The following is a 25,266-nucleotide window of genomic DNA, read 5'->3' as shown; positions in this document are numbered from 1 at the left end:
CCACGCGTACCCCCTGTCGCCGAGGCGGCAGGGGGTACGACACCATGGGCCTCCGACCAGCCGGTACGACCGAGAGGACCCCCATGCCCGCGGCCCCCAAGCCCGAGATCCTGGCCGCCTTCGAGGCCGCGAAGGGGTTCATGCCCGTGGACGAGGGGCTCGCGCTGTACGCGGCCGCGGTGCAGGCGGGCGCCCTCGGGCTGCCGCTGCTGGAGGTCGGCACGTACTGCGGCCGCTCCACGATCCTGCTGGCCGACGCGGCCCGTGGGGCCGGGGTGAGCGCGCTCACGGTCGACCACCACCGCGGGAGCGAGGAGCAGCAGCCGGGCTGGGAGTACCACGACCCGGAGACGGTGGACCCGGAGATCGGCCTGATGGACACGCTGCCGACCTTCCGCCGCACCCTGCACCGGGCGGGCCTGGAGGAGCACGTGGTCGCGCTGGTCGGCCGTTCCCCGCAGGTCGCGAAGATCTGGAACGCGCCGCTCGGCCTGGTCTTCGTCGACGGCGGCCACACCGACGAGCACGCGAGCGCCGACTACGAGGGCTGGGCCCCGCACATTGCCGAAGGCGGCCTGCTGGTCATCCACGACGTGTTCCCGGACCCGAAGGACGAGTTCACCGGCCAGGCCCCGTACCGCGTCTACCTGCGCGCGCTCGGCTCCGGGGCGTTCACGGAGGTCTCGGCGACGGGCTCGCTGCGTGTGCTGCGCCGCACGGGCGCGGGGATCTGAGGGACCCGGGAACGACCCGGGAGCCCGGCAGGCGTTCAGAGATCAAGAGTGGCGGCGGCGCACTTGTTCTCGAGTAAGGGAAGTAGCCGCGGCCGGCGCACCTGAACGACGGCAACCGTAGTACGGGGTGACGGCGACCGGCACCTTGTTTGTCCGGCGGTTAGGGTGTCAGGCGTGTCGTACACAGGCCCCGACTTCGATCCCGCCCCGCCGCGCCGCCTGCGCCGCCCGCTGACCGTCGCCGTCGCGGCGCTGGTGCCGGGGGCGTTGCTCGGCTGGCTGGTGTACGACACCACCGCGTCCGACACCAACGCGTCCGACGGCCGCGGCTCGCAGCGCACGGCCGCCTCCAGCCCCGCCCCGGCACCGGCACCGGCGTCCCCGACGCCGACACCGACACCGACGCCGAGCCGCGACGACGACAAGCCCGGCGCCCCCGACGGCCCTTTGAAGGGCAAGGTCGTGGTGATCGACCCCGGGCACAACCCGAACAACTTCCGGCACGCGACCGAGATCAACAGCAAGGTCGACATCGGCACGGGCCGCAAGGAGTGCGACACCACCGGCACTTCGACCAACTCCGGTTATCCGGAGGCCGACTTCACCCTCGACGTGGCCCACCGGCTGCGCGCGCTCCTGCAACAGCAGGGCGCCACGGTGAAGCTGACGCACGACGCCGACCGGCCGTACGGCCCGTGCATCGACGAGCGGGCCCGCGTCGGCAACCAGGCCCACGCGGACGCGGTGGTGTCGATCCACGCCGACGGCTCGGTGTCCGGCAACCGCGGCTTCCATGTGATCCTCCCCGGCGCCGTCCACCAGGGCGCCGCCGACACCCGCCCGATCGTGGACTCCTCCCGTGACCTCGGCGAGCGCATCGCGGGCAACTTCGTCCGCGCCACCGGCAGCGCGCCCTCCAACTACGTGGGCGACGGCACCGGTCTCGTCACACGTGAGGACCTGGGCGGTCTCAATCTCTCAACAGTTCCCAAGGTGTTCATCGAGTGCGGCAACATGCGCGATAGCAAGGACGCGGCGCTGCTCACCAGCGGCGCCTGGCGGCAGAAGGCGGCGCTGGGGCTCTCCGAGGGAATCGTGAGTTTCCTGCGGGGGTAGTGATCAGCCTCCCGGACCGGGCGGACATGCCGATCGTGCGAACGATAGTGTCATCGCTGCCCCCGATGACGAGACGACGACTGACGAAGGACAAGTAGTGAATATCCGCTCCCTCACTCGAGGCGACGGCGTGGTGATCGGAGCAGCGGTGTTGCTGTTCATCGCGTCGTTCCTCGACCTCTACTCGATCGATGGCGCTTCGGACGACGCCGACATCCCCAGCCTGTGGGGCAGCGGGCCGGTCCTGCTCGGCGTGGTGCTGGCGGGCGTCATCGGCGCCGCGCTCGTCGTCGTGACCCGCGGTCTGCCGCAGGTGCCGAAGGTCGCGGGGCTGGACCTCGGCCAGTTCGGCGTGGGCTTCACGGTCTTCGCCGCCTGGTGCGCGCTCGGCAACATCTTCGACCCGGCGGGCGGCTTCGACAACGGAGAAGGCAGCGTCGCGGACATCTTCGGTCCCGGCACGGGCCTGATCCTCGCGCTCATCGCCACGCTGGTGATGGCCGCGGCGGCCGTGGCGACCCCGCTGCTCCCCGCGCTCAAGGGCTCCCTGCTGCCGGCGGCGCGCCCCGTGACCCCGCAGCCGTACGGCGCCCAGCCTCCCAGTGGCTACGGCTACCCGGGCGCGCAGCAGCCCCAGCAGCAGCCCTACGGTGCCGGTGCGCCGCAGCAGCCGTACGCCGGCCAGCCGCAGCCCGGCCAGCCGCAGGCCCAGCAGCCTCAGCCGCAGCCGGCCGCTGACTTCTCGCCCTTCTGGTTCGCGGTCCCGGTCCCGCGCCCCCTCTTCGCGGAGGACGGCTCGCAGACCCCGATCGCCGAACTGGCCCCGGGTACCTGGTACCTGGCCGTCGAGCAGCGTGGTGCGGCCCTGGTCGCGCAGACGCAGGACGGCCGTCGCGGTGTCCTCCAGGACACGAGCGGCATCCAGCGCGGCTGAGTCCGCCGTACGACGTCACGGCCCCTCGCCCTTCCGGGCGGGGGGCCGTTGCCGTACAGTCGCATCCCCACAGCTTCCTGACACTCCGTCAGAAAGAGGCGACGGCATGCGACTCGGTCTCGCGCTCGGCTATTGGGGCCGCGGCCCCGACCCCGGCCACATCGCGCTCGCCCAGGAGGCCGAGCGCCTCGGCTACGACTCCGTGTGGACGGCGGAGAGCTGGGGCTCGGACGCCTTCACCCCGCTCGCCTGGATCGCCGCGCACACCTCGCGCATCCGCCTCGGCACAGCGGTGGCGCAGATGGCCGCCCGCTCCCCCACCGCCACCGCCATGCACGCCCTCACCCTCGACCACCTCTCCGGCGGCCGCATGATGCTGGGCCTGGGCCTGTCGGGCCCGCAGGTGGTGGAGGGCTGGTACGGGCGCCCGTTCCCGAGGTCGCCGCTGACCGCGACGAGGGAGTACGTCGATGTCGTACGGCAGGTCCTGCGCCGCGAACGCCCGGTCGAGCTGCACGGCCGCTTCCACCCGCTCCCCTACGACGGACCGGACGCCACGGGCCTCGGCAGGCCGCTCCGGCCCATCACCCACCCGCTGCGCCCCGACCTGCCCGTCCTCCTCGGTGCGGAGGGCCCGAAGAACATCGCGCAGACGACGAGGATCGCCGACGGCTGGCTGCCCCTGTACTGGTCCCCCACCCGCCCCCTGATCGGCGCCGACGACCTCCCCGAGGGCTTCCTGGTCGCCCCCATGGCCCAGGTCCGCGTCTGCGAGGACGTCACCGAGGGCCTCAGGCCCGTGAAGGCCATGCTCGGCTTCTACATCGGCGGCATGGGGCACGCGGCCCGCAACTTCCACGCCGACCTCATGGCGAGAATGGGCTACGCCGACGAGGCCCACCGCATCCAGGACCTCTTCCTCGCGGGCCGCCGCGAGGAGGCCGTCGCGGCCGTCCCCGACGCCTTCGCCGACGAGATCTCCCTCGTCGGCCCACGCGAACGCATCGCTGAGCGGCTGGAGTTGTGGCGCGCGGGCCCGGTGACCGACCTGCTCGCCCTCGCGCCGGACGCGGAGAGCCTGCGCGTGCTGGCGGAGCTCAACACGTAGGCGATCACGCGGAACCGGGTTTCAACTCCCTTGACCGGGCTACCCGATGGGCATGTCCCCTCGACATCGCACCAGTGCCAACCAGGCCGGTACGGTCATCGCGATCGTGGCCGACGTCATGGCCGTCATCCTGGGCCTGTGGATCCTGATGTACCTGCTGGACGCCAACCGCTCCAACGACTTCGTCCAGTTCGTGCACGACGTCGCCCGCTGGCTGGCGGGCTGGTCCTACGACCTGTTCACCTTCGACGAGGCATGGGCGAGGGTCGTCGCGGGCTACGGCCTGGCGGCGGTGGTGTACCTGTTCGTGGGCCACGCCATAGCGAACAGGGTGCACCGGCACTAGCCGGCCAGGGGCGCGGGGAACTGCGCGAGAACCACAGAAAGCCCCGCACCCGACCGATCAGGCGCAACAATCAGGGTCGAGCCCGAGAGGCAGCCGCTCCCCGGAGAACACGGCACACGTGGCCTCGTGGCCCCCGAGCGCGGCGACGGCCAGGAGCAGCGACCCGGCGGTCCAGGTGGTCAACTCCCGCGGCCAGACGGCGTCGTCGTCGAACACGTACCCCGTCCAGTACATCCCGCTGTCCTCGTCCCGCAGATGCTGGACGGACTGAAGGATCTCCAGCGCCCGGTCGGACTCGCCGGTCGCCCACAGCGCCAGCGCGAGTTCGCAGGACTCGCCCCCGGTCACCCAGGGGTTGGGCACGACGCACCGTACGCCCAGGCCGGGCACGACGAACCGCTCCCAGGACTCCTCGATCCGCGCCTTCGCCTCGGCGCCGGTGAGCGCCCCGCCCAGGACGGGGTAGTACCAGTCCATCGAGTAGCGGTCCTTGTCCAGGAACCGCTCGGGGTGCCGCCGGATGGCGTGCCGCAGCGCGCCCACCGCCAACTCCCAGTCGGGCTGGGGCTCTTCGCGCTGCTCGGCGATCGCCAGAGCGCACCGCAGGGCCTGGTGGATCGAGGACGATCCGGTGAGCAGGGCGTCGTGCGTGGGGGTGCCGTCGTCGTCGCGGCGCCAGCCGATCTGCCCGCCCGGCTGCTGGAGCCGCAGCACGAACTCGACCGCCGCGTAGACGGTCGGCCACATGCGGTCCAGGAAGACGTCGTCGCCGGTGGACAGGTAGTGGTGCCACACGCCTACGGCGATGTAGGCGACGAAGTTCGTCTCGCGCCCGCGGTCGGTGACGTCGTCGTGCGCCCCGTCGGCGTAGGCCGCGTACCAGGAGCCGTCCTCGTTCTGGTGCCGTGCGAGCCACTCGTAGGCCCGCTCGGCGGCCTCGTGCTCGCCGGCGGTGTCCAGCGCCATCGCGGCCTCGGTGTGGTCCCACGGGTCGAGGTGGTGGCCCCGGAACCACGGGATCGCGCCGTCCTCCCGCTGCACGGCGAGGATGCCGGCGACGGTCGTGGCGGCCTGCTCGGCGGTGAGGACTCCCGGCAGGACGAGGTGTTCCGTGCGGGGTGTCGTCACGCGCCGTCCGCCTCTTCGGGAAGACGCGGCAGGTGCGGCTTGGTGGCGTAGACGACGAAGCTCTTGCCGATCAGCGGGTTCAGCGCCTGCTCGGCGACCCTCGTCGCCAGCGGCTTCTTCATGATGTCCCAGACCAGCAGCTTGTGGTACGCCCGCACGGGCAGCGCCTTGTCGTTGTCGACGCCGAACGCGCACTTCAGCCACCAGTACGGCGAGTGCAGCGCGTGCGCGTGGTGGGAGCCGTACGGCTTGAGGCCGGCCTCCTTGATCTTGCCGACCAGCTCGTCCGCCTTGTAGATGCGGATGTGGCCGCCCTCGACCTCGTGGTAGGCGTCGGACAGGGCCCAGCAGACCTTCTCGGGGCCGTAGCGCGGCACGGTGATCGCGATGCGGCCGCCGGGCTTGAGCACGCGCACCATCTCGGCGAGGACGCCCTTGTCGTCGGGGATGTGCTCCATCACCTCGGAGATGATCACGACGTCGAAGGACTCGTCGGGGAAGGGCAGCGCGAGGGCGTCGCCCTCCATCGCGGTGGCGGTGGCGCCCTCGGGGGCCTCGCCGGCCTCCTTCATCGCCGCGAACCACTTGGCGACCTCGCGGATCTCCTCGGCGTTCTGGTCCAGCGCGACGACCTGGGCGCCGCGCCGGTAGCACTCGAACGCGTGCCGGCCGGCGCCGCAGCCGAGGTCCAGGACGCGGTCGCCCGGGGCGAGCGGGAACCGGGAGAAGTCGACGGTCAGCACGTGGCCCTGCTTTCGGCGTTGGATACAGCTGTTACTGCTTCTACTGCTGCTGGGGCGGGCGAGGCCTCAGGGGGTGCGGCCGCCGGGCGGCGTTCGCCGATCGCCTCGCGGTAGTGGGCGACCGTGCCCTCGGCGGCCCGTGCCCAGGTGAACCGGGCCAGCACCCGCTCGCGCCCGGCCGCACCGAGGCGCGCCCTCAACTCGGCGTCCCCGAGCAGTCGTACGAGGGCGGCGGCCAGCGCGCCGGCGTCCCCGGTCGGCACCGCGAGGCAGGTCTCGCCGTCGCGTCCGGCGACCTCGGGGATCGCCCCGCCGGTCGTGGCGACCAGCGGCGTCGCCGTGGCCATGGCCTCGGCGGCGGGCAGGGAGAAGCCCTCGTAGAGGGACGGCACGCAGGCGACCTCCGCCGAGCGGACCAGGTCGACGAGTTCGGCGTCGGAGATGCCCTTGACGAACTCCACCGCGCCTTCCAGGCCGTAGCGCTCGATGGCCTGGGCGACCGGCCCCTCGGCGGGCCGCTTCCCCACGACGACCAGATGCGCGGCCGGGTGTTCCGTACGGGCCTTCGCGAGGGCCTCGACGAGGAAGACGAGCCCCTTCAGCGGGACGTCCGCGCTGGAGGTGGTGACGATCCGGCCCGGCACGCGCGGCACGGACGGGTCGGGCGAGAACAGGTCGGTGTCGGCGCCGATGTGCACGACGTGCACGCGGTCCTGCCGTACGCCGAGATGGTCGACGATCTCCTGACGGGAGGTGCCGGACACGGTGAGCACGGACGGCAGGCGGCGGGCGACGCGCTTCTGCATGCGGGTGAAGGCGTACCAGCGGCGCACCGAGTAACGGCGCTGCCAGGTCTCGGCGGCGTCCAGCTCCAACTGCCGGTCGACGGTGATGGGGTGATGGATGGTGGTGACGAGCGGCGCGCCGACGTCGCCCAACAGGCCGTAGCCGAGGGTCTGGTTGTCGTGCACGACGTCGAACTCGCCGCGGCGGGCGCGCAGATGACGGCGGGCGCGCAGCGAGAAGGTCAGCGGTTCGGGGAAGCCGCCGGTCCACATCGTCGCGACCTCGAGGGCGTCGACCCAGTCCCGGTACTCGCCGCGCCCGGGGGTGCGAAAGGGGTCGGGCTGGCGGTACAGGTCGAGGCTGGGGAGCTCGGTGAGGGTGAGGCCGTCGAAGCCCTCGTCGAGGACGGGGTAGGGCTGGGCGCCGATGACCTCGACGCGGTGACCGAGGCGGGCGAGCTCGCGGGAGAGGTGGCGGACGTAGACGCCCTGGCCGCCGCAGAACGGGTTTCCCTTGTAGGTGAGGAGTGCGATACGGAGCGGTCGCTCGCCGTCTGCGGCGAGGCCCTGGGAAGGGCCCGCCTGACTGGCCTCAGCGGTCACTCTGGGCCCCCTTCTGCCTGCGATGTCCCGCGAGACTACGCCGGGACGCTAATCTAGAACAAGTTACAGACTTGATCGTTCAAGAGGCTCTGAATCTACCGGCAGGTAGCCCCGCTGTGAGAAGTGGATCAGGTGATTCACGCCACGGCCTGAGCCTGGCATGCTCTGTCCGATCACTCCTTATTCCTTGCCTCCTCACCGACTGTCACGGAACGGGATCCATGCCTGCGGAAGCCAAGCCGGCCAAGGTCGAGGCCAGTGACGTACGACCGGCGTCCGCGCCGCTGACCGAGCGGCAGCAGGCGCGCCGGCGGCGCATCCTGCACGCGAGCGCGCAGCTGGCGAGCCGGGGTGGTTTCGACGCGGTGCAGATGCGGGAGGTGGCCGAGTCCTCGCAGGTCGCGCTCGGCACGCTGTACCGCTACTTCCCGTCCAAGGTGCATCTGCTGGTCGCCACGATGCAGGACCAGCTGGAGCACATGCACACCACGCTGAAGAAGAAGCCTCCGGCGGGCGACACCGCGGCGGAGCGCGTCGCGGAGACCCTGATGCGGGCCTTCCGCGCCCTTCAGCGGGAGCCCCATCTGGCCGACGCGATGGTCCGCGCCCTGACCTTCGCCGACCGCAGCGTGTCCCCCGAGGTGGACCAGGTCTCCCGTCAGACGACGGCGATCATCCTGGACGCCATGAACCTGTCCGACCCCACCCCGGCCCAGCTCTCCGCGGTCCGCGTCATCGAGCACACCTGGCACTCGGCCCTGATCACCTGGCTCTCCGGCCGCGCCTCCATCGCCCAGGTCCGCATCGACATCGAGACGGTCTGCCGCCTGATCGACGACGTCTGAACACGGCTCGGGCGCACGAAAAGACCTACGAGACGGGTTCCCTTCGCCGGTATGACCCGGATCAGGTGATGGGGGTCGCCCTCAGGTTCGACTACCACCTTCGGACCTCTCAGCCCGGACCGTCGACGTCGGCACCGGCGAAAGCGTTGCTTTCCGCCGAAGTCGGCTACTCCGGTTCGGACTCCCTCACTCGCCTCGTAGGCTGATTCCAGGATAAAACGCCCAGGGGTGGATGGAACCCCCGGAGGGCAAGATTTTTCAGGGTGCAGGAGTGGCCGTGGTGAGCTCGCAGATCATGCTCCACGCATAGAACGTCACCCCGGCGAAATCGAGCCCCTTCAGACGCGGGCCGGCAGCGAGTTGCAAGTCCCAGCGGTCCTTCACGGGCAGGTAGCCGTATCCCTGGGCATCCTCCAGCCTCTGCCCCACCTCCCAACCGCGCCGCCCCAGCTCTTCGGCGGCCGCGGTGGTGGCGATCGCGGTGTTGGCGGGGTGTGGCGGGGGGTCCGGTGAGCGGACTTCGGGTTCTCCGGCGTCCGGGAAGGAGCCCCAAGTGACCACGGGCTCCGTGCGCGGGGACATCAGGGAGGCGGCGAGAGCCGGGGGCTTCCAGGGGCTGCGGTTCCTGCCTGTGCGGCCTGAGTCCCTGCGGGGCCAACCCCACCCCACGCACGCGCTCTCTCCCACCCCAGGACTCACAGACGTAGGGCGAAGTCTCACACACCCCGAACCCGCTCACTCCTCCGGCGGGAACACCGCCTCCCCGCTGCCCAGCAGCGTGACGGCGATGGCCTCCACAGGGCAGTTCTCGGCGGCCTCCAGGACGCGCTCGTCGGCGTCCATGTCCGGGCGCAGAGGCCGGGACTGGCGGGCGGTGTCGAGGTGGAAGGCGTCCGGGGCGCGGTGGACGCACTGGGCGGAGCCGATGCACAGCGCCCGGTCGACCTCCACATGCCAGCGGTCGCCCATGGGTCAGGCCCCCGCCGGGAGGTGGATCATCTTGTGCTCCAGGTACTCCCCGTACCCCTCGGGGCCGAACTCCCGCCCCAGTCCGCTGTTCTTGTAGCCGCCGAACGGGCCGAGCATGTCGAGGCTGAAGGTGTTCACCGAGTACGTGCCCGTACGAACCTGGCGCGCGACCTCGATGCCCCGCTCGACGTCGCCGGTCCACACGCTGCCGCTGAGCCCGTACTCGGAGTCGTTCGCGATGCGCACGGCGTCCGCCTCGTCGCCGTAGGGGAGCAGGCAGATCACGGGGCCGAAGATCTCCTCGCGGGCGACGCGCATGCTGTTGTCGACGTCTCCGAAGAGGGTCGGCTCGACGTACCAGCCGCGGTCGAGGCCGGCCGGGCGCCCGCCGCCGGTGAGGATCTTGGCGCCCTCCTCCTGCCCGAGGCGGATGTAGTGGAGGCTGCGGCGCTGCTGGCGCTCGGCGACCAGCGGTCCGACCTGGGTCGCCGGGTCCATCGGGTCGCCCACCGTCAGCGCGCTCGCCGCCGCGGCGAAGGCCTCCGCGAACTCGTCGTAGCGCGAGCGCGGCAGCAGGATGCGGGTCTGGGCCACACAGGCCTGCCCGTTGTTCATCCAGGCCGCGGGGACGATGCCGGCCACGGCCGTCGCCACGTCCGCGTCCGGCAGGACGACCGCCGCCGACTTCCCGCCCAGCTCCAGCGTCACACGGGTCAGGTTCCGCGCCGCGACCTCCATCACGCGCCTGCCCGCCGCGACCGACCCGGTGAAGGAGACCTTGTCGACGCCGGGGTGCCCGACGAGGTACTCGCTGACCTCCCGGTCGGCCGGCAGGATCGACAGCACGCCCTCCGGCAGCCCGGCCTCCCGGGCGATCTCGCCGAGCAGATAGGCGTCCAGCGGTGACTCGGGCGACGGCTTGAGCACGACCGTGCAGCCGGTGAGCAGCGCGGGCGCGAGCTTGGCGGCGGCGACGAACTGCGGCACGTTCCACGGGACCACGGCCGCCACCACCCCGACCGGCTCGCGCCGTACGAGGATCCGCCCGAGGACGCCGTCGCGCGGCTCCTCGTAGGGGAAGTCCCGCGCGACCCTGATCGCCGCGTCCCAGACCATCATCGCGCCGAGTGCCTGCGCGAGGACGCTCCAGGAGTACGGCGAGCCGTTCTCGGCGGTGATGACCCGCGCGATCTCCTCGTGCCGCGCGGCGATCCCGTCCTTGATCCGCGTGACGACCGCGAGCCGCTCCGCCAACGGCAGCCGCGGCCAGGGCCCTTCGTCGAACGCCCGTCGCGCCACCGCCACGGCCCGGTCCACAGCGGCCCGCGACGCGTGCGGCACCCGTCCGATGACCTCCTCCGTGTGCGGCGAGACCACCTCGATGACGTCCTGCCCGAGCGGGTCGGTCAACTCCCCGCCGATGTACAGCTGTCCGTGCTCCACGAGCTCCGCCATGGCCGAACGCCTCCCGGGGCAGCCAGTATCTGACGATGTTTCAGAACTGATACCAGTTCTAGTTATAGTGGGCAATGGTGGAGGGGGAGGACGGATGACGACGAGGACGTTCGATCACGGCGGCGGTGTGCGGTCGGTCGAGGTGCCGATCCCCGACAACCCGCTGGGCCACACGCTGGTGTACGTCGTCGACACGGACAGCGGGCCGGTGCTCGTCGACACCGGCTGGGACGACCCGGCCTCCTGGGACACGCTCCGGGCCGGGCTCGCGGCCTGCGGGACGACCGTCTCGGACGTGCACGGCGTCGTGATCACCCACCACCACCCCGACCACCACGGCCTGTCCGGCCGGGTCCGCGAGGCCTCCGGTGCCTGGGTGGCGATGCACGCGGCGGACGCGGCGATCGTGAGCCGCACCCGGTCGGGCACGGCCGGGCAGTGGTACGCCTACATGGCAGCCAAGTTGACGGCGGCGGGCGCCCCGGAGTCCCACGTGGCGCCCCTGCGCAGGGCCCGCGGCACACTCCCCGGCCTCTCCCCCGCCCTCCCCGACCGCGAGATCGTCCCCGGCGACCTGCTCCCGCTGCCCGGCCGCCGCCTGCGCGCGATCTGGACCCCGGGCCACACACCGGGCCACGTCTGCCTGCACCTGGAGGAGGACCACCCGGCGCGACTCCCCGGCCGCGGCCGCCTGTTCTCCGGCGACCACCTGCTGCCCGGGATCTCCCCGCACATCGGCCTGTACGAGGACCCCGACGACCTCACGGTCACCGACCCCCTGGGCGACTACCTGGACTCCCTCGAACGCGTCGCCCGCCTCACCCCCGCCGAGATCCTCCCGGCCCACCAGCACCCCTTCACCGACGCCCCCGCCCGCGTCACCGCACTCCTCGCCCACCACGAGCAGCGCCTCTCGGGCCTCCTCTCCCTGCTCACCACCCCGCTCACCGCCTGGCAGCTCGCCGAGCGCATGGACTGGAACCGGCCCTGGCCCCAGATCCCCTACGGGTCACGGAACATCGCCGTCTCCGAGGCCGAGGCCCACCTGCGCCGCCTGGTCAAGCTGGGCCGCGCGGAGGCCGTCCCGGGCAGCGACCCGGTCACCTACGTGGCCGCGTAATCCGCTCGCGGCCGCGACCGCGCCGCTGATACCCAGGGATCATGGAACCTCTGGAGCACCTCCTCGCCGAGCGCGCCTGCGAGCGCCTGGTCCTCGACTTCGTGCACCGCCTCGACCTCGGCGAACCGGCCTCCGTGGCCGAGCTGTTCACCGAGGACGGCACCTGGGAGTGGCCCGAGGGCGAGCGGCGCGTCGAGGGGCGGGAGGCCCTGCGCGGGTACTTCGGCTCCCGCCCCGCCGACCGCCTCTCGCGCCGCCTGATGGCCAACGTCCTCGTCACCGTGACCTCCCCCGACACCGCCGAGGCCACCTCGTACTTCACGACGTACCGCGTCGACGGCCACACCGGCGGCATGGTCCCGGCCGGGCCGCCGGTCCAGGTCGGCCACTACGAGGACACCTTCCGCCGCACCGGTGACGGCTGGCTCCTCTCCTCCCGCACCCTGTTCCTGCCCTTCGCCGGACCGACCCCGCAGGCCGCCTCCTGACAGGACCCCGGCAGGTCCGCATCCCCCGGCCTCCCCTCGGCCGGCCCCGTACGGGCCGGTAAAGTGGCGACGTCGTCATCACACCCGTACAGGGGGAAGCCGGTGCAAATCCGGCGCTGACCCGCAACCGTGAGCCGTCGCCCGAGCAGGGCCGGCGAGCCGGATCGCCCTGTCCGTACGTGAAACGGCTCACGCACCGTCGAGGTCTACGGAGCCGAGCCGCCCGGGGTCGTCCCGTGCTGCCCGGTTCCCCCTAGGGGAGAGGCTCCCGCATGAACGTCCGCCGCAGCGCCGCGGCCCTGGCCGCCGCCGTCGCCGTACTCGGCGGCGCCGCGCCCGCCTTCGCCGCCGGTCCCTCGCCCTCGCCGTCGGTGAAGCTCCCCGACGCCCTGTACGGCACCGGCGACCCGACGTACGACGGTGTGTGGCGGCAGTCGCTGACGCTGCTCGCGCAGACCGAGCAGGGCGTGGACCCGGCTGGCGAAGCCGTCGACTGGCTGGCCGGACAGCAGTGCGCCAACGGCGGCTTCGCCTCCTACCGCGCCGACACCGCCAAGGCCTGCGACGCCAAGACCATGCTGGACACCAACGCCACCGCCCTCGCCGTGCAGGCGCTCGCCGCGACCGGCGGCCACGAGGACGTGCCGCGCAAGGCGGTCGCCTGGCTGAAGTCGGTGCAGAACGCGGACGGTGGCTGGGGTTACAACCCGGGCAGCCCCAGCGACGCCAACTCCACCTCGGTCGTCGTGGGCGCCCTCGCCGCGGCCGGCCAGCAGCCCGGCAAGACCGTCAAGGGCGGCAAGTCCCCCTACGACGCCCTGCTGAAGCTCGCCCTGCCCTGCACGGGCAAGGACGCCGGCGCCTTCGCCTACCAGCCCGACAAGAAGGGCGCGCTCGCCGCCAACGCCGACGCCACCGCCGCGGCCGTCATCGGCGCCTACGGCGAGCCCCTCGCCGGGCACAACGCCGCCGGCGACAACGTCGCCACCTCCTGCGAGAAGCCCGGCGACCCGGAGCAGGCGGCCCACAACGGCGCCGCCTACCTCGCCAAGGTCATGGCCAAGGACAAGCACCTGACGTCCGTGATGCCCGGCGCCGAGAACCAGCCCGACTACGGCAACACCGCCGACGCCGTCGTCGCCCTCGCCGCGGGCGGCTTCGGCGAGCAGGCCACCGCCTCGGCCCGCTGGCTGGTGGCCAACTCCCTGAAGTGGGCCGAGCAGTCCGGCCCCGCCGCGTACGCCCAGCTCGTGTTCGCCGCCCAGGCCGGGGGGATCAACCCCCGCGACTTCGGCGGCAAGGACCTGATCGCCCTGCTGAACGCCACCGGCCCGGCCCCCGAGCAGGTGCCCGCCGCGGACGAGAGCCGCGCCCCGGACGCCGACGACCAGGCGGCCGAGAAGGACGACGACGGCGGCGTCAGCGTCTGGTGGATCGTCGGCGTCGGCCTCGTCGGCGGCATCGGCGTCGGCTTCCTGATCAGCGCCCGCAAGAAGCCCGAGCAGAAGTCCCAGGCATGATCCGCCGCCTCCTGCTGCCCCTCCTGGCCGCGCTCCTGTTCACGGGCGCGGCCACGGCCCAGTCCGCCCACGCCGCCGGCTACCGCTACTGGTCCTTCTGGGACCGCGACGGCGCCCGCTGGGTGTACGCCACCCAGGGCCCGGCCACGGCCCGCCCCTCCGACGGCGACGTCCAGGGCTTCCGGTTCGCGGTCAGCGAGGACTCCCAGGACGCCGACCAGCCGCGCGGCACGGCCGACTTCGCGGCGATCTGCGCCGACACCCCGGCGCAGAAGGGCAAGAAGCGCGTCGCCCTGCTCCTCGACTTCGGCACGCCCGCCGACGCCCCCTCCGGCGAGACCCCGCCACCGGCCCGCACCGCGTGCGCCCGCGTCTCCCCGGACGCGACGACCGCCGAGGCCCTGGCCGCCGTCGCGAAACCCCTGCGCTACGACACCAACGCCCTGCTGTGCGCCATCTCCGGCTACCCGGAACAGGGCTGCGGCGAGCAGGTGTCGGCGAACACCGAGCACAAGAAGACGAAGAAGCACACCGACGACGGCCCCTCCCTCGGCCTGATCGGCGGCGTCGCCGTGATCGTGCTGCTCGGCGCGGCCGCGCTCTGGCAGGCACGCCGCCGTGCGTGACGGCACCCCGCTGCACCCCGGTGCGTGGTGGCTGTGGGCCCTAGGTCTGGGCACCGCGGCCACCCGCACCGGCAACCCCCTGCTGCTCGGCCTGCTCGTCGCCGTCTCGGGTTACGTCGTGGCGGTCCGCCGCCCCGACGCCCCCTGGGCCCGTTCCTACGGCGCCTTCGTCAAACTCGGCCTCGCGGTACTGACCGTGCGGCTGCTGTTCGCGTTCTTCCTCGGCTCCCCGATCCCCGGCTCGCACGTCCTGCTGACGCTCCCCGAAGTGCCGCTCCCCGACTGGGCGCAGGGCATCCGCCTGGGCGGCCGGGTGACGGTCGAGGGCCTGGTGTTCGCCTTCTACGACGCCCTGCGGCTGGCCGCGCTGCTGGTCTGCGTCGGCGCCGCGAACGCGCTGGCCAACCCCTCCCGGCTGCTGAAGTCCCTGCCGGGCGCGCTGTACGAGACGGGCGTCGCGGTGGTCGTCGCCCTCACCTTCGCCCCGCACCTGATCGCGGACGTGCAGCGGCTGCGCGCCGCCCGCCGGCTGCGCGGCCGTCCCGACCGGGGCGTGCGGGGGCTGCTGCATGTCGGACTGCCGGTCCTGGAGGGCGCGTTGGAGCGCTCGGTCGCCCTCGCCGCCGCGATGGACTCGCGCGGGTACGGCCGTACGGTCCGGGTCCCCGCGGCGGTACGCCGTACGACGGCCGCGCTGACCGTCGCGGGGCTGCTGGGCGTGTGCGCGGGGACGTACGGGCTGCTGACCGCGGCGGGCGGCACGTACGGGCTGCCGGTGCTGCTGGCCGGGCTCGCCGCGGCGGTGGCCGGGCTGTGGCTGGGCGGCCGCCGCACACCGCGCACCCGCTACCGCCCGGACCCCTGGGACGTACGGGCCTGGGTGGTGGCGGCCTCCGGCGCGGGGGTCGCCGCGCTGCTGGCACTGGCGGCGAGCCGCGACCCCGGGGCGCTGACGCCCGGCGTGGTCCCGCTGGTGGCGCCGGAGTTGCCGCTGTGGCCGGCGGCGGCCTGTCTGCTGGGCCTGCTCCCGGCGTTCGTGACCCCGGCCCCGAAGTCCCCCGCGTCAGCCCAGGAGGAGCCGTCGTGATCCGTTTCGAGGACGTCTCCGTGACCTACGAGGGCGCGGCCGGACCCTCCGTCCGTGGCGTCGACTTCGAGGTGCCGGAGGGCGAACTCGTCCTGCTGGTCGGCCCGTCGGGCGTGGGCAAGTCCACGGTGCTCGGTGCGGTCGGCGGACTGGTGCCGCACTTCACCGGAGGCACCCTGCGCGGCCGGGTCACGGTCGCGGGCCGTGACACGCGCACGCACAAGCCGCGCGACCTCGCGGACGTGGTCGGCACGGTCGGCCAGGACCCGCTGTCGCACTTCGTGACGGACTCGGTGGAGGAGGAACTCGCCTACGGCATGGAGTCCTTGGGCCTGCCGCCGGAGGTGATGCGCCGCCGGGTGGAGGAGACGCTCGACCTGCTCGGCCTGGCCCCCCTGCGCGACCGCCCGCTCGCCACGCTCTCCGGCGGCCAGCAGCAGCGCGTCGCCATCGGCTCGGTCCTCACCGCCCACCCGAGCGTCCTCGTCCTGGACGAGCCGACCTCCGCGCTGGACCCGGCCGCCGCGGAGGAGGTCCTGGCCGTCCTGCAACGCCTCGTCCACGACCTCGGCACGACGATCCTCATGGCCGAGCACCGCCTGGAGCGGGTGATCCACTACGCCGACCGCATCCTGCTGCTCCCCGCGCCGGGAGAGCCCCCGCTGCTCGGCACCCCCTCGGAGGTGATGGCCGTGTCCCCGGTCTGCCCGCCGGTGGTGGATCTGGGCCGTACGGCGGGCTGGTCGCCGTTGCCCCTGACCGTCCGGGACGCCCGCCGCAGGGCCACGGACCTGCGGGAACGGCTGGCAGGGCAGGACCCGGAGGCCGTACGACAGGAACCGGCGACGGCTGAAGGCCGGCCGGCCCCAGGGGCGCGGGGCTGTGCCGAATCTGCGGCTGCCGCCGCGTGGGCGCGAGCGACCAGGAACGCCGTGCAGTCGGCGCACACCCCGAGCCCCCAGGGCGAAGGCCGGCGCCCCGAGACGCCCCTGACCACACCCGACCCAGCCACCGAGGCCCGGACACGCCCGGCCTCCATCCGCCGCCTCTTCGCACGCCCCACCCCGGCCACCCCCGACACCCCCGCCCCCGTCGCCGAGGTCCGCTCCCTGGCGGTCCGCCGCGGCCGCGTCCCCGCTCTGCGCGAGGTCGACCTCACCGTCGGCCCCGGCGAGACGATCGCCCTGATGGGCCGCAACGGGGCCGGAAAGTCCACCCTGCTGTCGGCCCTGGTCGGCCTGGTCGAGCCCGCCAAGGGCACGGTCCGCACCGGCGGAGCCACCCCGCACCGCACGCCCCCGCGCGAGCTGGTCCGCCGCGTGGGCCTCGTACCGCAGGAACCGCGGGACCTGCTGTACGCCGACACGGTCGCGGGCGAGTGCGCGCAGGCGGACCGGGACGCGGGCGCGGAGCCGGGCACCTGCCGGGCGCTGGTCTCGGAGCTGCTGCCGGGCGTCGCGGACGACACGCACCCGAGGGACCTCTCCGAGGGCCAGCGGCTGTCGCTCGCCCTGGCGGTCGTCCTCACCGCACGGCCGCCTCTCCTCCTGCTGGACGAGCCGACCCGCGGTCTGGACTACGCGGCGAAGGCCCGCCTGGTCACGCTGCTGCGCGGCCTCGCCGCCGAGGGCCATGCGATCGTGCTGGCCACGCACGACGTGGAGCTGGCGGCCGAGCTGGCCCACCGGGTGGTGCTGCTGGCCGACGGCGAGGTCATCGCCGACGGCCCGGCCGCCGACGTGGTGGTCTCCTCCCCCTCCTACGCCCCTCAGGTGGCGAAGATCCTCGCCCCGCAGAAGTGGCTCACGGTGACCCAGGTGAGGAGGGCCCTGGCATGAAGACGCCGCGTGACCGAAGGGCCCGTGCCGTCCGTCTCGGCCCCCGCTCCACCGCGTCCCTCGCCCTGGTCAGCACGGTCGGCATCGCGGCTCTCACCTGGCCCTTCTTCGCGCCGCCCACCTCCTCCGCGGTGGCGCACGCCCAGGACGCGCCCTGGCTGTTCTCGGGCATCCTCGCCCTTCTGGTCGCCGTGGTCGCGGCGACGATCGCGGAGGCGGGGCTCGGCCCGAAGGCGGTGGCGATGCTGGGCGTGCTCGCGGCGGCCGGTGCCGCGCTGCGGCCCCTCGGGGCGGGCACGGCCGGCCTGGAGCCGATGTTCTTCCTGATGGTCCTCAGCGGCAGGGTGCTGGGCCCCGGCTTCGGCTTCGCCCTGGGCTGCGTCACGATGTTCGCCTCGGCCCTGCTGACCGGCGGGGTCGGCCCCTGGCTGCCGTACCAGATGCTGTCCATGGGCTGGTTCACCATGGGCGCGGCCCTGCTGCCGGACGGGGACCGGCTGCGCGGCAGGGCGGAGACGCTGCTCCTCGCGGCGTACGGCTTCGTGGCCGCCTTCGGCTACGGCCTGCTGATGGACATGGCGGGCTGGACCTTCCTCAGCCCGAAGACCACGACGATCGCGATGGACCCGGAGGTGGGCCCGGTCGCGAACGGCGTCCGCTTCCTCGCGTTCCACCTGGCCACCTCCCTCGGCTGGGACCTCGGCAGAGCACTCTGCACCCTCGCGCTCACCCTCGCCGTGGGCCCCGCCCTCCTCAAGGCGCTCCGCCGGGGCACCCGCCGGGCCGCTTTCGAGGCGCCCGTCACATTCGACGGCCCCCCACCGTGAGCACTCACCCACGGGCCGTCACCCGGCCGGTGAAGCACCCCACATGACCCAGATCACGAACGACCCGGCATAGTAGACAAATCAGGACACCATGTACGCGTCATAATGGGGTCTGACCTGCGGATTGAGAGCCACGTCACACAAACGACCTTCCCGGCGGATCCGGCCACAACTAGTAAAAGGGGTGATTGCGGGCGGCCGCCGAGCCTGTTTCTCTGGATGACGTCGCACGGCGCCGACGTGCCCCACGGGCCTCGGCGCCGACGCATGTCCCGCACACGAAGGGACGTCACCGCGACAGCAATGTCCCCGAAGCAAAGGCATCGTCTTGACTCTCGCCCGCATCCGCCACGCCCTGTCCCCGAAGAAGGCCCTCACCACCGCCGCCGTGGCCGCCGCCACCGCCGGTATCGCGCTCTCCGCGGCTCCCGCGCACGCCGCGACCACCTCGGTCTCCTCCGCGTCCCAGGCCCAGGCGATCGCGAAGCGGATGATCCCGAACGCCGCGCAGTACAACGCCTTCTCGCACATCGTCGAGCACGAGAGCGGCTGGGACGTCGACGCCACGAACCCGTCCTCCGGCGCCTACGGCCTGGTCCAGGCCCTGCCCGGCTCCAAGATGGCCACCGCCGGCTCCGACTGGAAGACCAACGCCGCCACCCAGATCGAGTGGGGCCTGGACTACATGAACTCCCGCTACGGCAGCCCGGTCGGCGCCTGGAACTTCTGGCAGGCCAACGGCTGGTACTGAGCCGCAGGTCATCCGCAGCTCATACGGCGCTGACGCGCAGCTCCTTCACGCCGTTGATCCACGCCGAACGCAGCCGCCGGGGCGCACCGACCAGCCGTAGCCCCGGCATCGCATCGGCCACGGCGTTGAAGATCAGGTCGATCTCCAGCACGGCCAGCGACTTGCCCAGACAGAAGTGCGGTCCACCCCCACCGAAACCGAAGTGGGGATTGGGATCACGGGTGATGTCGAAGTCGTCCGGCCGCTGGAAGACCTCGGGATCGCGGTTCGCCGACGCGTAGAAGATCCCGACCCGCTCCCCCTTTCTGATGACCTTCCCGCCCAGCTCGGTGTCCTGGGTGGCCGTGCGCTGGAAGGCGACCACCGGAGTCGCCCAGCGCACAATCTCCTCGGCCGCCGTGTGCGGCCGTTCCCTTTTGAAGAGTTCCCACTGGTCGGGGTGGGAGAGGAACGCGTGCATCCCGTGCGTGATGGCGTTCCGGGTCGTCTCGTTCCCGGCGACCGCCAGCATCAGCACGAAGAACCCGAACTCGTCCGAGGCGAGATTGCCCTCGTCCTCGGCCGCCACCAGCGTGGTCACGATGTCCTTCGCCGGACATTGTTTCCGCGCTGCCGCCATGTTCATGGCGTACGCGATGATCTCGGCGGCCGACTGCGCGCCGACCTCCTCCGTCACGGCGTACTCGGGATCGTCGTAGGCGATCATCCGGTTCGACCAGTCGAAGATCTTCGCCCGGTCGTCCTGCGGGACCCCGATCAGTTCGGCGATGGCCTGGAGGGGCAGCTCACAGGCGACCTCTGTGACGAAGTCGAAGTCCCCCTCCCGCGCGGACGCCGCCTCTACGATCATCCGCGCGCGCTCCCTCAGCCGCCCCTCCAGCGCCCTGATGGACCGGGGCGTGAAGCCGCGCTGGACGATCTGCCGGACCCGGGTGTGCTCGGGCGGATCCATGTTGAGCAGGATCAAGCGCTGGGCGTCTATCCGCTCCCGCTCGATGTGCTCGTTGAAGCGGATGATCGCGGTGTTGAGGGTGGACGAGAAGATCTCCGGGTGCGTGGAGACGTGCTTGACGTCGGCGTGCCGGGTCACCGCCCAGTAGCCCTCGTCCTGGAATCCGGCCACGTTCCCCGACTGCGGGATCCAGCGGACCGGTTCGGCCCTGCGCAGCTCGGCGAACTCGGGCAGGGGCACGCGGTGGTGCAGTACGTCGGGGTCGGTGAAGTCGAACCCGTCGGGAAGCGCTGGACAGGGCATCGGCAGCTCCCAGCCATCCGAGCAGTTCTGACGGCTCGTCAGAAACAGACGGGCGAGAAGGTAGTTCGAGCCGCTACAACCTGCAAGACCCTTGCGGTGACCGGCATCACATCAGCAGACTGCTGAGCGGAACTAGAACACGTACTAGTTCTGCGTTCTTCGCTGTGCCAGGAAGCCCGTGAGCCAGGAGAGCCACCCCCACCTCCCTCTCCGAGAGGACCCGCACCCATGGCCGCCGAACCCGTGATCGTGGAAGCCGTCCGCACCCCCATCGGCAAGCGCGGCGGCGCGCTCGCCAACCTCCACCCCGCCTACCTCCTCGGCGAGACCTACCGCGAACTCCTGGGCCGCACCGGCATCCCCGCCGACTGCGTCGAGCAGATCGTCGGCGGCACCGTGACCCACGCCGGCGAGCAGACCATGAACCCCACACGCACGGCCTGGCTGACGATGGGCCTGCCCTACGAGACGGCCGCGACGACGGTCGACGCCCAGTGCGGCTCGTCCCAGCAGGCCAGCCACATGACAGCGAACATGATCGCGGCGGGCGTCATCGACGTCGGCATCTCCTGCGGCGTCGAGTCCATGTCCCGAGTCCCGCTGGGCTCAGCCAGCAAGCACGGCCCGGGCAAGCCCTTCCCCGACGAGTGGAACGTCGACCTCCCGAACCAGTTCCAGGCGGCGGAACGCATAGCGCACCGGCGCGGTCTGACCCGGGCGGACGTCGACGCCCTGGGCCTGCTCTCCCAGCAACGCGCGGCCGCCGCCTGGGCGGAGGAGCGCTTCAAGCGGGAGACCTTCGCGGTCCAGGTCCCCACGACGGAGGAGGAACAGCTCGCCGGTCAGGGCATGTGGCGCCTGGTCGACAAGGACGAGGGCCTGCGCGACACGTCGATGGAGGCCCTGGCCCGCCTGAAGCCGGTCATGCCGACGGCGGTGCACACGGCCGGCAACTCCTCCCAGATCTCCGACGGAGCCGCGGCCATCATGTGGGCCTCGAAACGGATGGCCCGCGCCCTGAAACTGAAGCCGAGGGCCCGGATCGTCGCCCAGACCCTGGTCGGCGCCGACCCCCACTTCCACCTGGACGGCCCGATCGACGCGACGAACGCGGTCCTGGGCAAGGCGGGCATGTCCCTGAAGGACATCGACGTGGTCGAGATCAACGAGGCCTTCGCGTCCGTGGTCCTGAGCTGGGCGCAGGTCTTCGACCAGGACCTCGACAAGGTCAACGTGAACGGCGGTGGGATCGCACTGGGCCACCCCGTCGGCGCGACGGGCGCCCGACTGATCACCACCGCCCTGCACGAACTGGAGCGCACGGACAGGGAGTTCGCGCTGATCACCATGTGCGCGGGCGGCGCACTGGCGACCGGCACGATCATTCAGCGGCTGTAGCCGCTGCCCATCCTACGAACGCCGAGAACACCGCGGGCCGGAGGATGAGGACCGGTCCCGCGGGGTTCTTGGAGTCACGGACGGAGACGGTGGCGGGGCAGCCGGAGACTTCGAGGCAGTCGCCGCCCTGGTCGCCGCTGTAGGTGGACTTACGCCACTGAATCTCGCGGTTCTCCATAGCGTTCCTCCATCACTCGCCGGATCAACTCCGCCGAATCCTTGAGGGAGAGAGCGGCGGCCCGCAGATGATCGTAACGGAGCGAACAGTCCTTGACGGTGTCCGGATTGGCGGTCGGATGACCGGCGCCGTAGCCCTCTGTGTAGACGATGGCGGGGTCGCGCGCGAAGCGGTAGACGTTGAACGAGCCTTGCAATCCCGCGTGCGCCCCGGCCGAAAACGGCAGCACCTGGACGTTGATCCGGGGGTCGCTCTCGAGCGACAACAGGTGGGCGAGTTGTTCACGCATCACGGACGGCTCGCCCATCCCCTGGCACAGCGCGGCCTCGCTGAGCACCATCCAGAAGACGGGCGGCTCCTGCTTCTCGAAGATCCGCTGACGGGCGAGTCGTGCGGCAGCGCGGTCGTCGAGGTCGGTCTCGTCCAGCGCACCGAGCACCGCACGCGCGTAGCCCTCCGTCTGAAGCAGGCCATGCACCATGTGCGTCTGGAAGGTGCAGATCTCGACGGCCCGCACCTCCAGTTCGGCAACCTGCTGGAACCAGACGGGCAGTTGACTACGAAGGACGAGCTCGACGAGACGCGACAGTAAGCCCCCAGTCCCCAGAGCCGCATCCACCCGCTCACTGAACTCCAGCGTAGGAACCTTCCGCGCGGTCTCGATCTGCCCGATCAGCGACCCCGTATAACTGACGACCTCCCCGAGCTGCCGCTGCGTGAGCCCGGCCGCTTCCCGATGTCTGCGCAGCTCGAAGCCGTAGTAGTCGAGTGGCGAGGCACCCGGGTCGAGGACGTTGATGTGAACCATGAGTGCAGCCCCTCTCGACCAACTCCGCCCACGGCGGGACCCGTTGTATCGGTTCAGTAGCCCAGCGTAGTCACGGCAGGCCAGCCTCGTCCTGTGAACGAATACATTCCCCCGACTCTCCTGGCGCCGTACTCCCCCCACTACCGCATGAGCCTGACGGTGGGCGAACACTCGGCGGCCCCCATCCGCCGTATCGCCCGCTCGCTGCTGGAGGAGTGGGAGATGCGGGCGCTCACCGAGGCGACGGAACTGGCCCTGACGGAGCTGCTGGCGAACGTCGTACGGCATGTCCCGGACCGCCGCTGCACGCTGCTGATCCTGCGTCAGCAGGACGGCGTACGCGTGGAGGTGACGGACGGCAACCCCCACCACCCCCTCCCCCTCTCCGGCCTCCCCCTGGACGCGGAGCACGGCCGCGGCCTCCACCTCCTGGACGCGGTGACGGACAAGTGGGGCGTGAGCCCGGCACCGGGGGACGGCAAGACGGTGTGGTTCGAGTGTCACTGATCGGGCCCGGCGTCCTGGGATACGATCGACCGTATGGGTAGTTCCTCGGCAGATGTCACCGACAAACGCCTCCTGCGGGGGGCCCGGACCCGGAAGGTCGTACTGGAGCGGGCGGTCGACATCGCCTCGCTCGACGGTCTCGACGGTCTCAGCTTCGGACGTCTGGCGACGGACACCGGGGTCAGCAAGGCGGGCATCCAGACGCTCTTCAGGACGAAGGAAGCGCTGCAGCTGGCGGTCATCGACTTCGCCCGGGAGATGTTCGTCGACAACGTGGTCCGGCCTGCCGGGTCCGCGCCGCACGGCGTCGCACGGATGCGCGCGCTGCTCGACGAGTGGGTCGTCTACGCCTCGACGCCGCTGTTCGCGGGCGGATGTTTCCGGGCCGCGAACCTCGCGGCGTTCGACGGCAGGACCGGGCCCGTCCACGACGCGCTCTTCCGCGACCAGGAGGCGTGGCTCGGCGTCATCGCCGGCGAACTGCGCCACGCCGTCGACGCCGGTGAGATCGCGGACCTGGACGTCGAACTCGCCGTCTTCCAGATCGACGCGGTGCTGTGTGCCGCCAACACGGCGCTGCGGCTCGGGGACGACAGTGCGGTGAGCAAGGTCCGCCGCATCGTGGAGGGCCTGCTCACCGCGCCGTAGGGATGTCGACGGACGGGCGTCGCACTCAGCCCTGGGTCGCCGGCCGCTTCGGCAGCAGGAAGACGACGACGCCCGCGATGACGGCGAAGACCAGCACCCCGAAGGACGCGACGGCGAAGGCGTGGCCGGCGGCGGCGACCCTGCCGAGCGCCGCGGGACGGAACGAGCCGAAGAAGACCGCTCCGATGACGGCGACGCCCAGCGCTCCGCCGACCTGCTGGGCCGTGGACAGGACCCCGGACGCGACTCCGGCCGACTCCGGCTTGACGCGGCTGAGCACCGTGTTCAGCGCGGGCGTGATGACCAGTCCGCCACCGACGCTCTGCAGCACGAGGGTGGGGATCACGAGCAGCGGAGTGATCCGCGGGCCGGACACCAGCAGGAGGCCGGTCGACAGATAGCCGGTCGCCAGGACGACCGCTCCGACCTCGAGGACCCGTCGCCCGTACTTCGGGACGATCCGGCTCGCCACCATGCTGAAGACGAAGAACGCCGTGGCCGCCGGCACCTGGACCAGGCCCGCGCCGAGCGCCGACAGGCCGAGGCCCTGCTGCATCGTCACCGACAGGGCCAGGTAGTACGAGTAGATCAGCGCGTACAGAGCGAGGACGAGAACGATCCCGAGCGAGAACGACCGCTGGCCGAACAGCGTCAGCGGTACCAGCGGGTCCCCGCCCCGCCGTTCCAGGCCCCGCTCGATCGCGACGAACAGGCCGAACGCGACCGCGCTGCCCGCGAAGCACGCCCACACCCACCTCGGCCAGCCTTCCTCCTGCCCCTGGATCAGCGGGAGCACCAGGAGGAAGAGGGCCGCGCTGAGCACCAGGACGCCGGGCAGGTCCAGCCTGCGGGCGGCGGCCGAACCCGTCCTCGGCACGTGGCGCACGGCGAGCAGGAACAGGACGACGCCGATCGGCACGTTCACCCAGAACACCAGGCGCCAGCCGGAGGCGAACAGGTCGGCGCCGATCAGCAGTCCGCCGATGACCTGACCGCCGATGGTGGCCATCCCCATGACGATGCCGACCACGCCGTACACGCTGTGCCGCCTCGCCGCGGGCACCAGCACGGTGACGAACGCGAACACCTGGGGCACCATCAGGGCGGCACCCAGCCCTTGGACGACACGCGCCGCGATGAGACCGCCCGCGGTCGGCGACAGCGCGCAGGCGACCGACGACAGGGTGAACAGCGCCACCCCTATGAGGAAGACCCCCTTGCGGCCGTACAGGTCGGCCAGGCGGGTGGCGGTGATGATGAAGACCGCGTAGCTCAGCTGATAACCCGCCAGGACCCACTGGACATCGCTGTCCGAGGCGTGCAGGTCCGCCACGATCGAGGGGCCGGCGACCACGACGATGAACGAGTCGAGGACCGCCATGAACAGGGCGGCCAGGACGACCGACATCGTCATCCATGGAATGCCGTCGGCTCTGTCCACCGCTAAGG

At 71.9% G+C, this 25,266-nt stretch carries 27 protein-coding genes and 1 riboswitch; of the genes, 17 read left to right on the top strand and 10 right to left on the bottom strand.

Annotated elements, in window-relative coordinates:
• The first annotated feature begins 83 nt into the window (after positions 1 to 83).
• The 5 genes from RKD23_RS26525 (at position 84) to RKD23_RS26505 (ending at position 4,238) form a co-directional block, all read left to right on the top strand.
• Positions 84 to 734 carry a class I SAM-dependent methyltransferase gene (locus tag RKD23_RS26525; RefSeq protein WP_424855952.1) on the top strand — a complete coding sequence of 217 codons (651 nt, stop codon included), beginning with the start codon at positions 84 to 86 and terminating at the stop codon, positions 732 to 734.
• A gap of 174 nt (positions 735 to 908) precedes the next feature.
• Positions 909 to 1,850 carry an N-acetylmuramoyl-L-alanine amidase gene (locus RKD23_RS26520; RefSeq protein WP_424855951.1) on the top strand — a complete coding sequence of 314 codons (942 nt, stop codon included), beginning with the start codon at positions 909 to 911 and terminating at the stop codon, positions 1,848 to 1,850.
• Positions 1,851 to 1,947: 97 nt separating this feature from the next.
• On the top strand, positions 1,948 to 2,784 hold the full coding sequence (locus RKD23_RS26515) for a hypothetical protein (RefSeq protein ID WP_424855950.1): 837 nt from the start codon (positions 1,948 to 1,950) through the stop codon (positions 2,782 to 2,784).
• Positions 2,785 to 2,890: 106 nt separating this feature from the next.
• A complete protein-coding gene (locus RKD23_RS26510) occupies positions 2,891 to 3,892 on the top strand; it encodes an LLM class F420-dependent oxidoreductase (RefSeq protein ID WP_424855949.1) in 1,002 nt (333 codons plus the stop codon).
• Between the two features lie 52 nt (positions 3,893 to 3,944).
• A complete protein-coding gene (locus RKD23_RS26505) occupies positions 3,945 to 4,238 on the top strand; it encodes a hypothetical protein (protein ID WP_404034872.1) in 294 nt (97 codons plus the stop codon).
• Positions 4,239 to 4,295: 57 nt separating this feature from the next.
• Here RKD23_RS26505 and RKD23_RS26500 read toward each other — a convergent pair whose 3' ends face one another.
• The 3 genes from RKD23_RS26500 to RKD23_RS26490 are packed head-to-tail and all read right to left on the bottom strand — an operon-like array spanning position 4,296 to position 7,497.
• Positions 4,296 to 5,366: a prenyltransferase/squalene oxidase repeat-containing protein gene (locus tag RKD23_RS26500; protein ID WP_424855948.1), complete on the bottom strand. Its 1,071-nt coding sequence runs from the start codon at positions 5,364 to 5,366 to the stop codon at positions 4,296 to 4,298.
• On the bottom strand, positions 5,363 to 6,109 hold the full coding sequence (locus RKD23_RS26495; protein ID WP_424855947.1) for a class I SAM-dependent methyltransferase: 747 nt from the start codon (positions 6,107 to 6,109) through the stop codon (positions 5,363 to 5,365). The genes RKD23_RS26500 and RKD23_RS26495 overlap by 4 nt, the downstream gene beginning before the upstream one ends.
• Positions 6,103 to 7,497 (bottom strand): glycosyltransferase family 4 protein, encoded by a 1,395-nt coding sequence (locus tag RKD23_RS26490; protein WP_424855946.1) that lies wholly within the window; start codon positions 7,495 to 7,497, stop codon positions 6,103 to 6,105. The genes RKD23_RS26495 and RKD23_RS26490 overlap by 7 nt, the downstream gene beginning before the upstream one ends.
• 221 nt (positions 7,498 to 7,718) lie before the next feature.
• On the opposite strand from RKD23_RS26490, the gene RKD23_RS26485 reads away from it, so the two are divergent.
• On the top strand, positions 7,719 to 8,342 hold the full coding sequence (locus RKD23_RS26485; protein WP_404034880.1) for a TetR family transcriptional regulator: 624 nt from the start codon (positions 7,719 to 7,721) through the stop codon (positions 8,340 to 8,342).
• Between the two features lie 258 nt (positions 8,343 to 8,600).
• On the opposite strand, the gene RKD23_RS26480 is transcribed toward RKD23_RS26485, so the two are convergent.
• The 3 genes from RKD23_RS26480 to RKD23_RS26470 form a co-directional block, all read right to left on the bottom strand.
• A complete protein-coding gene (locus RKD23_RS26480) occupies positions 8,601 to 8,924 on the bottom strand; it encodes a hypothetical protein (protein ID WP_424855945.1) in 324 nt (107 codons plus the stop codon).
• Positions 8,925 to 9,077: 153 nt separating this feature from the next.
• Positions 9,078 to 9,311, bottom strand: coding sequence for a ferredoxin (locus RKD23_RS26475; RefSeq protein WP_424855944.1), 234 nt, complete (start codon positions 9,309 to 9,311; stop codon positions 9,078 to 9,080).
• A 3-nt stretch (positions 9,312 to 9,314) separates the two neighbouring features.
• Complete coding sequence (locus RKD23_RS26470; protein WP_424855943.1) at positions 9,315 to 10,766, bottom strand: aldehyde dehydrogenase; 1,452 nt, start codon at positions 10,764 to 10,766, stop codon at positions 9,315 to 9,317.
• Positions 10,767 to 10,860: 94 nt separating this feature from the next.
• Between RKD23_RS26470 and RKD23_RS26465 the strand changes: the two genes are divergently transcribed.
• The 8 genes from RKD23_RS26465 (at position 10,861) to RKD23_RS26430 (ending at position 19,023) form a co-directional block, all read left to right on the top strand.
• Positions 10,861 to 11,886, top strand: coding sequence for an MBL fold metallo-hydrolase (locus tag RKD23_RS26465; protein ID WP_424855942.1), 1,026 nt, complete (start codon positions 10,861 to 10,863; stop codon positions 11,884 to 11,886).
• A gap of 41 nt (positions 11,887 to 11,927) precedes the next feature.
• Positions 11,928 to 12,374 carry a nuclear transport factor 2 family protein gene (locus tag RKD23_RS26460; protein ID WP_424855941.1) on the top strand — a complete coding sequence of 149 codons (447 nt, stop codon included), beginning with the start codon at positions 11,928 to 11,930 and terminating at the stop codon, positions 12,372 to 12,374.
• A gap of 59 nt (positions 12,375 to 12,433) precedes the next feature.
• Positions 12,434 to 12,548: riboswitch (cobalamin riboswitch) on the top strand.
• 98 nt (positions 12,549 to 12,646) lie between these two features.
• Positions 12,647 to 13,894, top strand: a complete 1,248-nt coding sequence (locus RKD23_RS26455) for a prenyltransferase/squalene oxidase repeat-containing protein (RefSeq protein ID WP_424855940.1) — start codon at positions 12,647 to 12,649, stop codon at positions 13,892 to 13,894.
• Positions 13,891 to 14,520: an SCO2322 family protein gene (locus RKD23_RS26450; RefSeq protein ID WP_424855939.1), complete on the top strand. Its 630-nt coding sequence runs from the start codon at positions 13,891 to 13,893 to the stop codon at positions 14,518 to 14,520. Before RKD23_RS26455 ends, RKD23_RS26450 begins: the two co-directional genes overlap by 4 nt.
• Positions 14,513 to 15,607 (top strand): energy-coupling factor transporter transmembrane component T, encoded by a 1,095-nt coding sequence (locus RKD23_RS26445; protein ID WP_424855938.1) that lies wholly within the window; start codon positions 14,513 to 14,515, stop codon positions 15,605 to 15,607. The genes RKD23_RS26450 and RKD23_RS26445 overlap by 8 nt, the downstream gene beginning before the upstream one ends.
• Positions 15,604 to 17,445, top strand: coding sequence for an ATP-binding cassette domain-containing protein (locus RKD23_RS26440; protein WP_424855937.1), 1,842 nt, complete (start codon positions 15,604 to 15,606; stop codon positions 17,443 to 17,445). The genes RKD23_RS26445 and RKD23_RS26440 overlap by 4 nt, the downstream gene beginning before the upstream one ends.
• Positions 17,442 to 18,272, top strand: coding sequence for an ECF transporter S component (locus RKD23_RS26435; protein WP_424855936.1), 831 nt, complete (start codon positions 17,442 to 17,444; stop codon positions 18,270 to 18,272). The genes RKD23_RS26440 and RKD23_RS26435 overlap by 4 nt, the downstream gene beginning before the upstream one ends.
• Before the next feature lie 328 nt (positions 18,273 to 18,600).
• Positions 18,601 to 19,023 (top strand): transglycosylase SLT domain-containing protein, encoded by a 423-nt coding sequence (locus RKD23_RS26430; RefSeq protein ID WP_404034900.1) that lies wholly within the window; start codon positions 18,601 to 18,603, stop codon positions 19,021 to 19,023.
• A 19-nt stretch (positions 19,024 to 19,042) separates the two neighbouring features.
• On the opposite strand, the gene RKD23_RS26425 is transcribed toward RKD23_RS26430, so the two are convergent.
• Entirely contained in the window at positions 19,043 to 20,278 is a 1,236-nt protein-coding gene (locus RKD23_RS26425; RefSeq protein WP_424855935.1) for a cytochrome P450, read from the bottom strand.
• 228 nt (positions 20,279 to 20,506) lie between these two features.
• Here RKD23_RS26425 and RKD23_RS26420 point away from each other — a divergent pair, with 228 nt between their 5' ends.
• Positions 20,507 to 21,676 carry a steroid 3-ketoacyl-CoA thiolase gene (locus tag RKD23_RS26420; protein WP_424855934.1) on the top strand — a complete coding sequence of 390 codons (1,170 nt, stop codon included), beginning with the start codon at positions 20,507 to 20,509 and terminating at the stop codon, positions 21,674 to 21,676.
• Here the strand turns inward: RKD23_RS26420 and RKD23_RS26415 are convergent.
• Entirely contained in the window at positions 21,660 to 21,854 is a 195-nt protein-coding gene (locus RKD23_RS26415) for a DUF397 domain-containing protein (RefSeq protein ID WP_424855933.1), read from the bottom strand. The genes RKD23_RS26420 and RKD23_RS26415 overlap by 17 nt on opposite strands.
• Positions 21,826 to 22,662 (bottom strand): helix-turn-helix domain-containing protein, encoded by an 837-nt coding sequence (locus RKD23_RS26410; RefSeq protein WP_424855932.1) that lies wholly within the window; start codon positions 22,660 to 22,662, stop codon positions 21,826 to 21,828. The genes RKD23_RS26415 and RKD23_RS26410 overlap by 29 nt, the downstream gene beginning before the upstream one ends.
• 93 nt (positions 22,663 to 22,755) lie before the next feature.
• Here RKD23_RS26410 and RKD23_RS26405 point away from each other — a divergent pair, with 93 nt between their 5' ends.
• Together RKD23_RS26405 and RKD23_RS26400 are read left to right on the top strand one after the other, a co-directional pair.
• Positions 22,756 to 23,169 carry an ATP-binding protein gene (locus RKD23_RS26405; RefSeq protein WP_424855931.1) on the top strand — a complete coding sequence of 138 codons (414 nt, stop codon included), beginning with the start codon at positions 22,756 to 22,758 and terminating at the stop codon, positions 23,167 to 23,169.
• A 33-nt stretch (positions 23,170 to 23,202) separates the two neighbouring features.
• Positions 23,203 to 23,817: a TetR/AcrR family transcriptional regulator gene (locus RKD23_RS26400; protein ID WP_424855930.1), complete on the top strand. Its 615-nt coding sequence runs from the start codon at positions 23,203 to 23,205 to the stop codon at positions 23,815 to 23,817.
• Positions 23,818 to 23,842: 25 nt separating this feature from the next.
• On the opposite strand, the gene RKD23_RS26395 is transcribed toward RKD23_RS26400, so the two are convergent.
• On the bottom strand, positions 23,843 to 25,231 hold the full coding sequence (locus RKD23_RS26395) for an MFS transporter (protein WP_424855929.1): 1,389 nt from the start codon (positions 25,229 to 25,231) through the stop codon (positions 23,843 to 23,845).
• Between the last annotated feature and the right edge of the window lie 35 nt (positions 25,232 to 25,266).

The sequence above is a fragment of the Streptomyces sp. SAI-170 genome (assembly GCF_049739565.1).
Taxonomy (GTDB): domain Bacteria; phylum Actinomycetota; class Actinomycetes; order Streptomycetales; family Streptomycetaceae; genus Streptomyces.
Note: the sequence above shows the minus strand (reverse complement) of the source record. Positions and strands in the feature narration are given on the sequence as shown.

What these genes read in the sequence shown, in the direction of transcription:
- RKD23_RS26525 (WP_424855952.1), top strand. Translation starts at nt 84, where the DNA reads ATGCCCGCGGCCCCCAAGCCCGAGATCCTGGCCGCCTTCGAGGCCGCG.
- RKD23_RS26510 (WP_424855949.1), top strand. Translation starts at nt 2,891, where the DNA reads ATGCGACTCGGTCTCGCGCTCGGCTATTGGGGCCGCGGCCCCGACCCC.
- RKD23_RS26505 (WP_404034872.1), top strand. Translation starts at nt 3,945, where the DNA reads ATGTCCCCTCGACATCGCACCAGTGCCAACCAGGCCGGTACGGTCATC.
- RKD23_RS26485 (WP_404034880.1), top strand. Translation starts at nt 7,719, where the DNA reads ATGCCTGCGGAAGCCAAGCCGGCCAAGGTCGAGGCCAGTGACGTACGA.
- RKD23_RS26480 (WP_424855945.1), bottom strand. Translation starts at nt 8,924, where the DNA reads ATGTCCCCGCGCACGGAGCCCGTGGTCACTTGGGGCTCCTTCCCGGAC.
- RKD23_RS26475 (WP_424855944.1), bottom strand. Translation starts at nt 9,311, where the DNA reads ATGGGCGACCGCTGGCATGTGGAGGTCGACCGGGCGCTGTGCATCGGC.
- RKD23_RS26470 (WP_424855943.1), bottom strand. Translation starts at nt 10,766, where the DNA reads ATGGCGGAGCTCGTGGAGCACGGACAGCTGTACATCGGCGGGGAGTTG.
- RKD23_RS26465 (WP_424855942.1), top strand. Translation starts at nt 10,861, where the DNA reads ATGACGACGAGGACGTTCGATCACGGCGGCGGTGTGCGGTCGGTCGAG.
- RKD23_RS26460 (WP_424855941.1), top strand. Translation starts at nt 11,928, where the DNA reads ATGGAACCTCTGGAGCACCTCCTCGCCGAGCGCGCCTGCGAGCGCCTG.
- RKD23_RS26455 (WP_424855940.1), top strand. Translation starts at nt 12,647, where the DNA reads ATGAACGTCCGCCGCAGCGCCGCGGCCCTGGCCGCCGCCGTCGCCGTA.
- RKD23_RS26450 (WP_424855939.1), top strand. Translation starts at nt 13,891, where the DNA reads ATGATCCGCCGCCTCCTGCTGCCCCTCCTGGCCGCGCTCCTGTTCACG.
- RKD23_RS26435 (WP_424855936.1), top strand. Translation starts at nt 17,442, where the DNA reads ATGAAGACGCCGCGTGACCGAAGGGCCCGTGCCGTCCGTCTCGGCCCC.
- RKD23_RS26425 (WP_424855935.1), bottom strand. Translation starts at nt 20,278, where the DNA reads ATGCCCTGTCCAGCGCTTCCCGACGGGTTCGACTTCACCGACCCCGAC.
- RKD23_RS26420 (WP_424855934.1), top strand. Translation starts at nt 20,507, where the DNA reads ATGGCCGCCGAACCCGTGATCGTGGAAGCCGTCCGCACCCCCATCGGC.
- RKD23_RS26415 (WP_424855933.1), bottom strand. Translation starts at nt 21,854, where the DNA reads ATGGAGAACCGCGAGATTCAGTGGCGTAAGTCCACCTACAGCGGCGAC.
- RKD23_RS26410 (WP_424855932.1), bottom strand. Translation starts at nt 22,662, where the DNA reads ATGGTTCACATCAACGTCCTCGACCCGGGTGCCTCGCCACTCGACTAC.
- RKD23_RS26400 (WP_424855930.1), top strand. Translation starts at nt 23,203, where the DNA reads ATGGGTAGTTCCTCGGCAGATGTCACCGACAAACGCCTCCTGCGGGGG.
- RKD23_RS26395 (WP_424855929.1), bottom strand. Translation starts at nt 25,231, where the DNA reads ATGACGATGTCGGTCGTCCTGGCCGCCCTGTTCATGGCGGTCCTCGAC.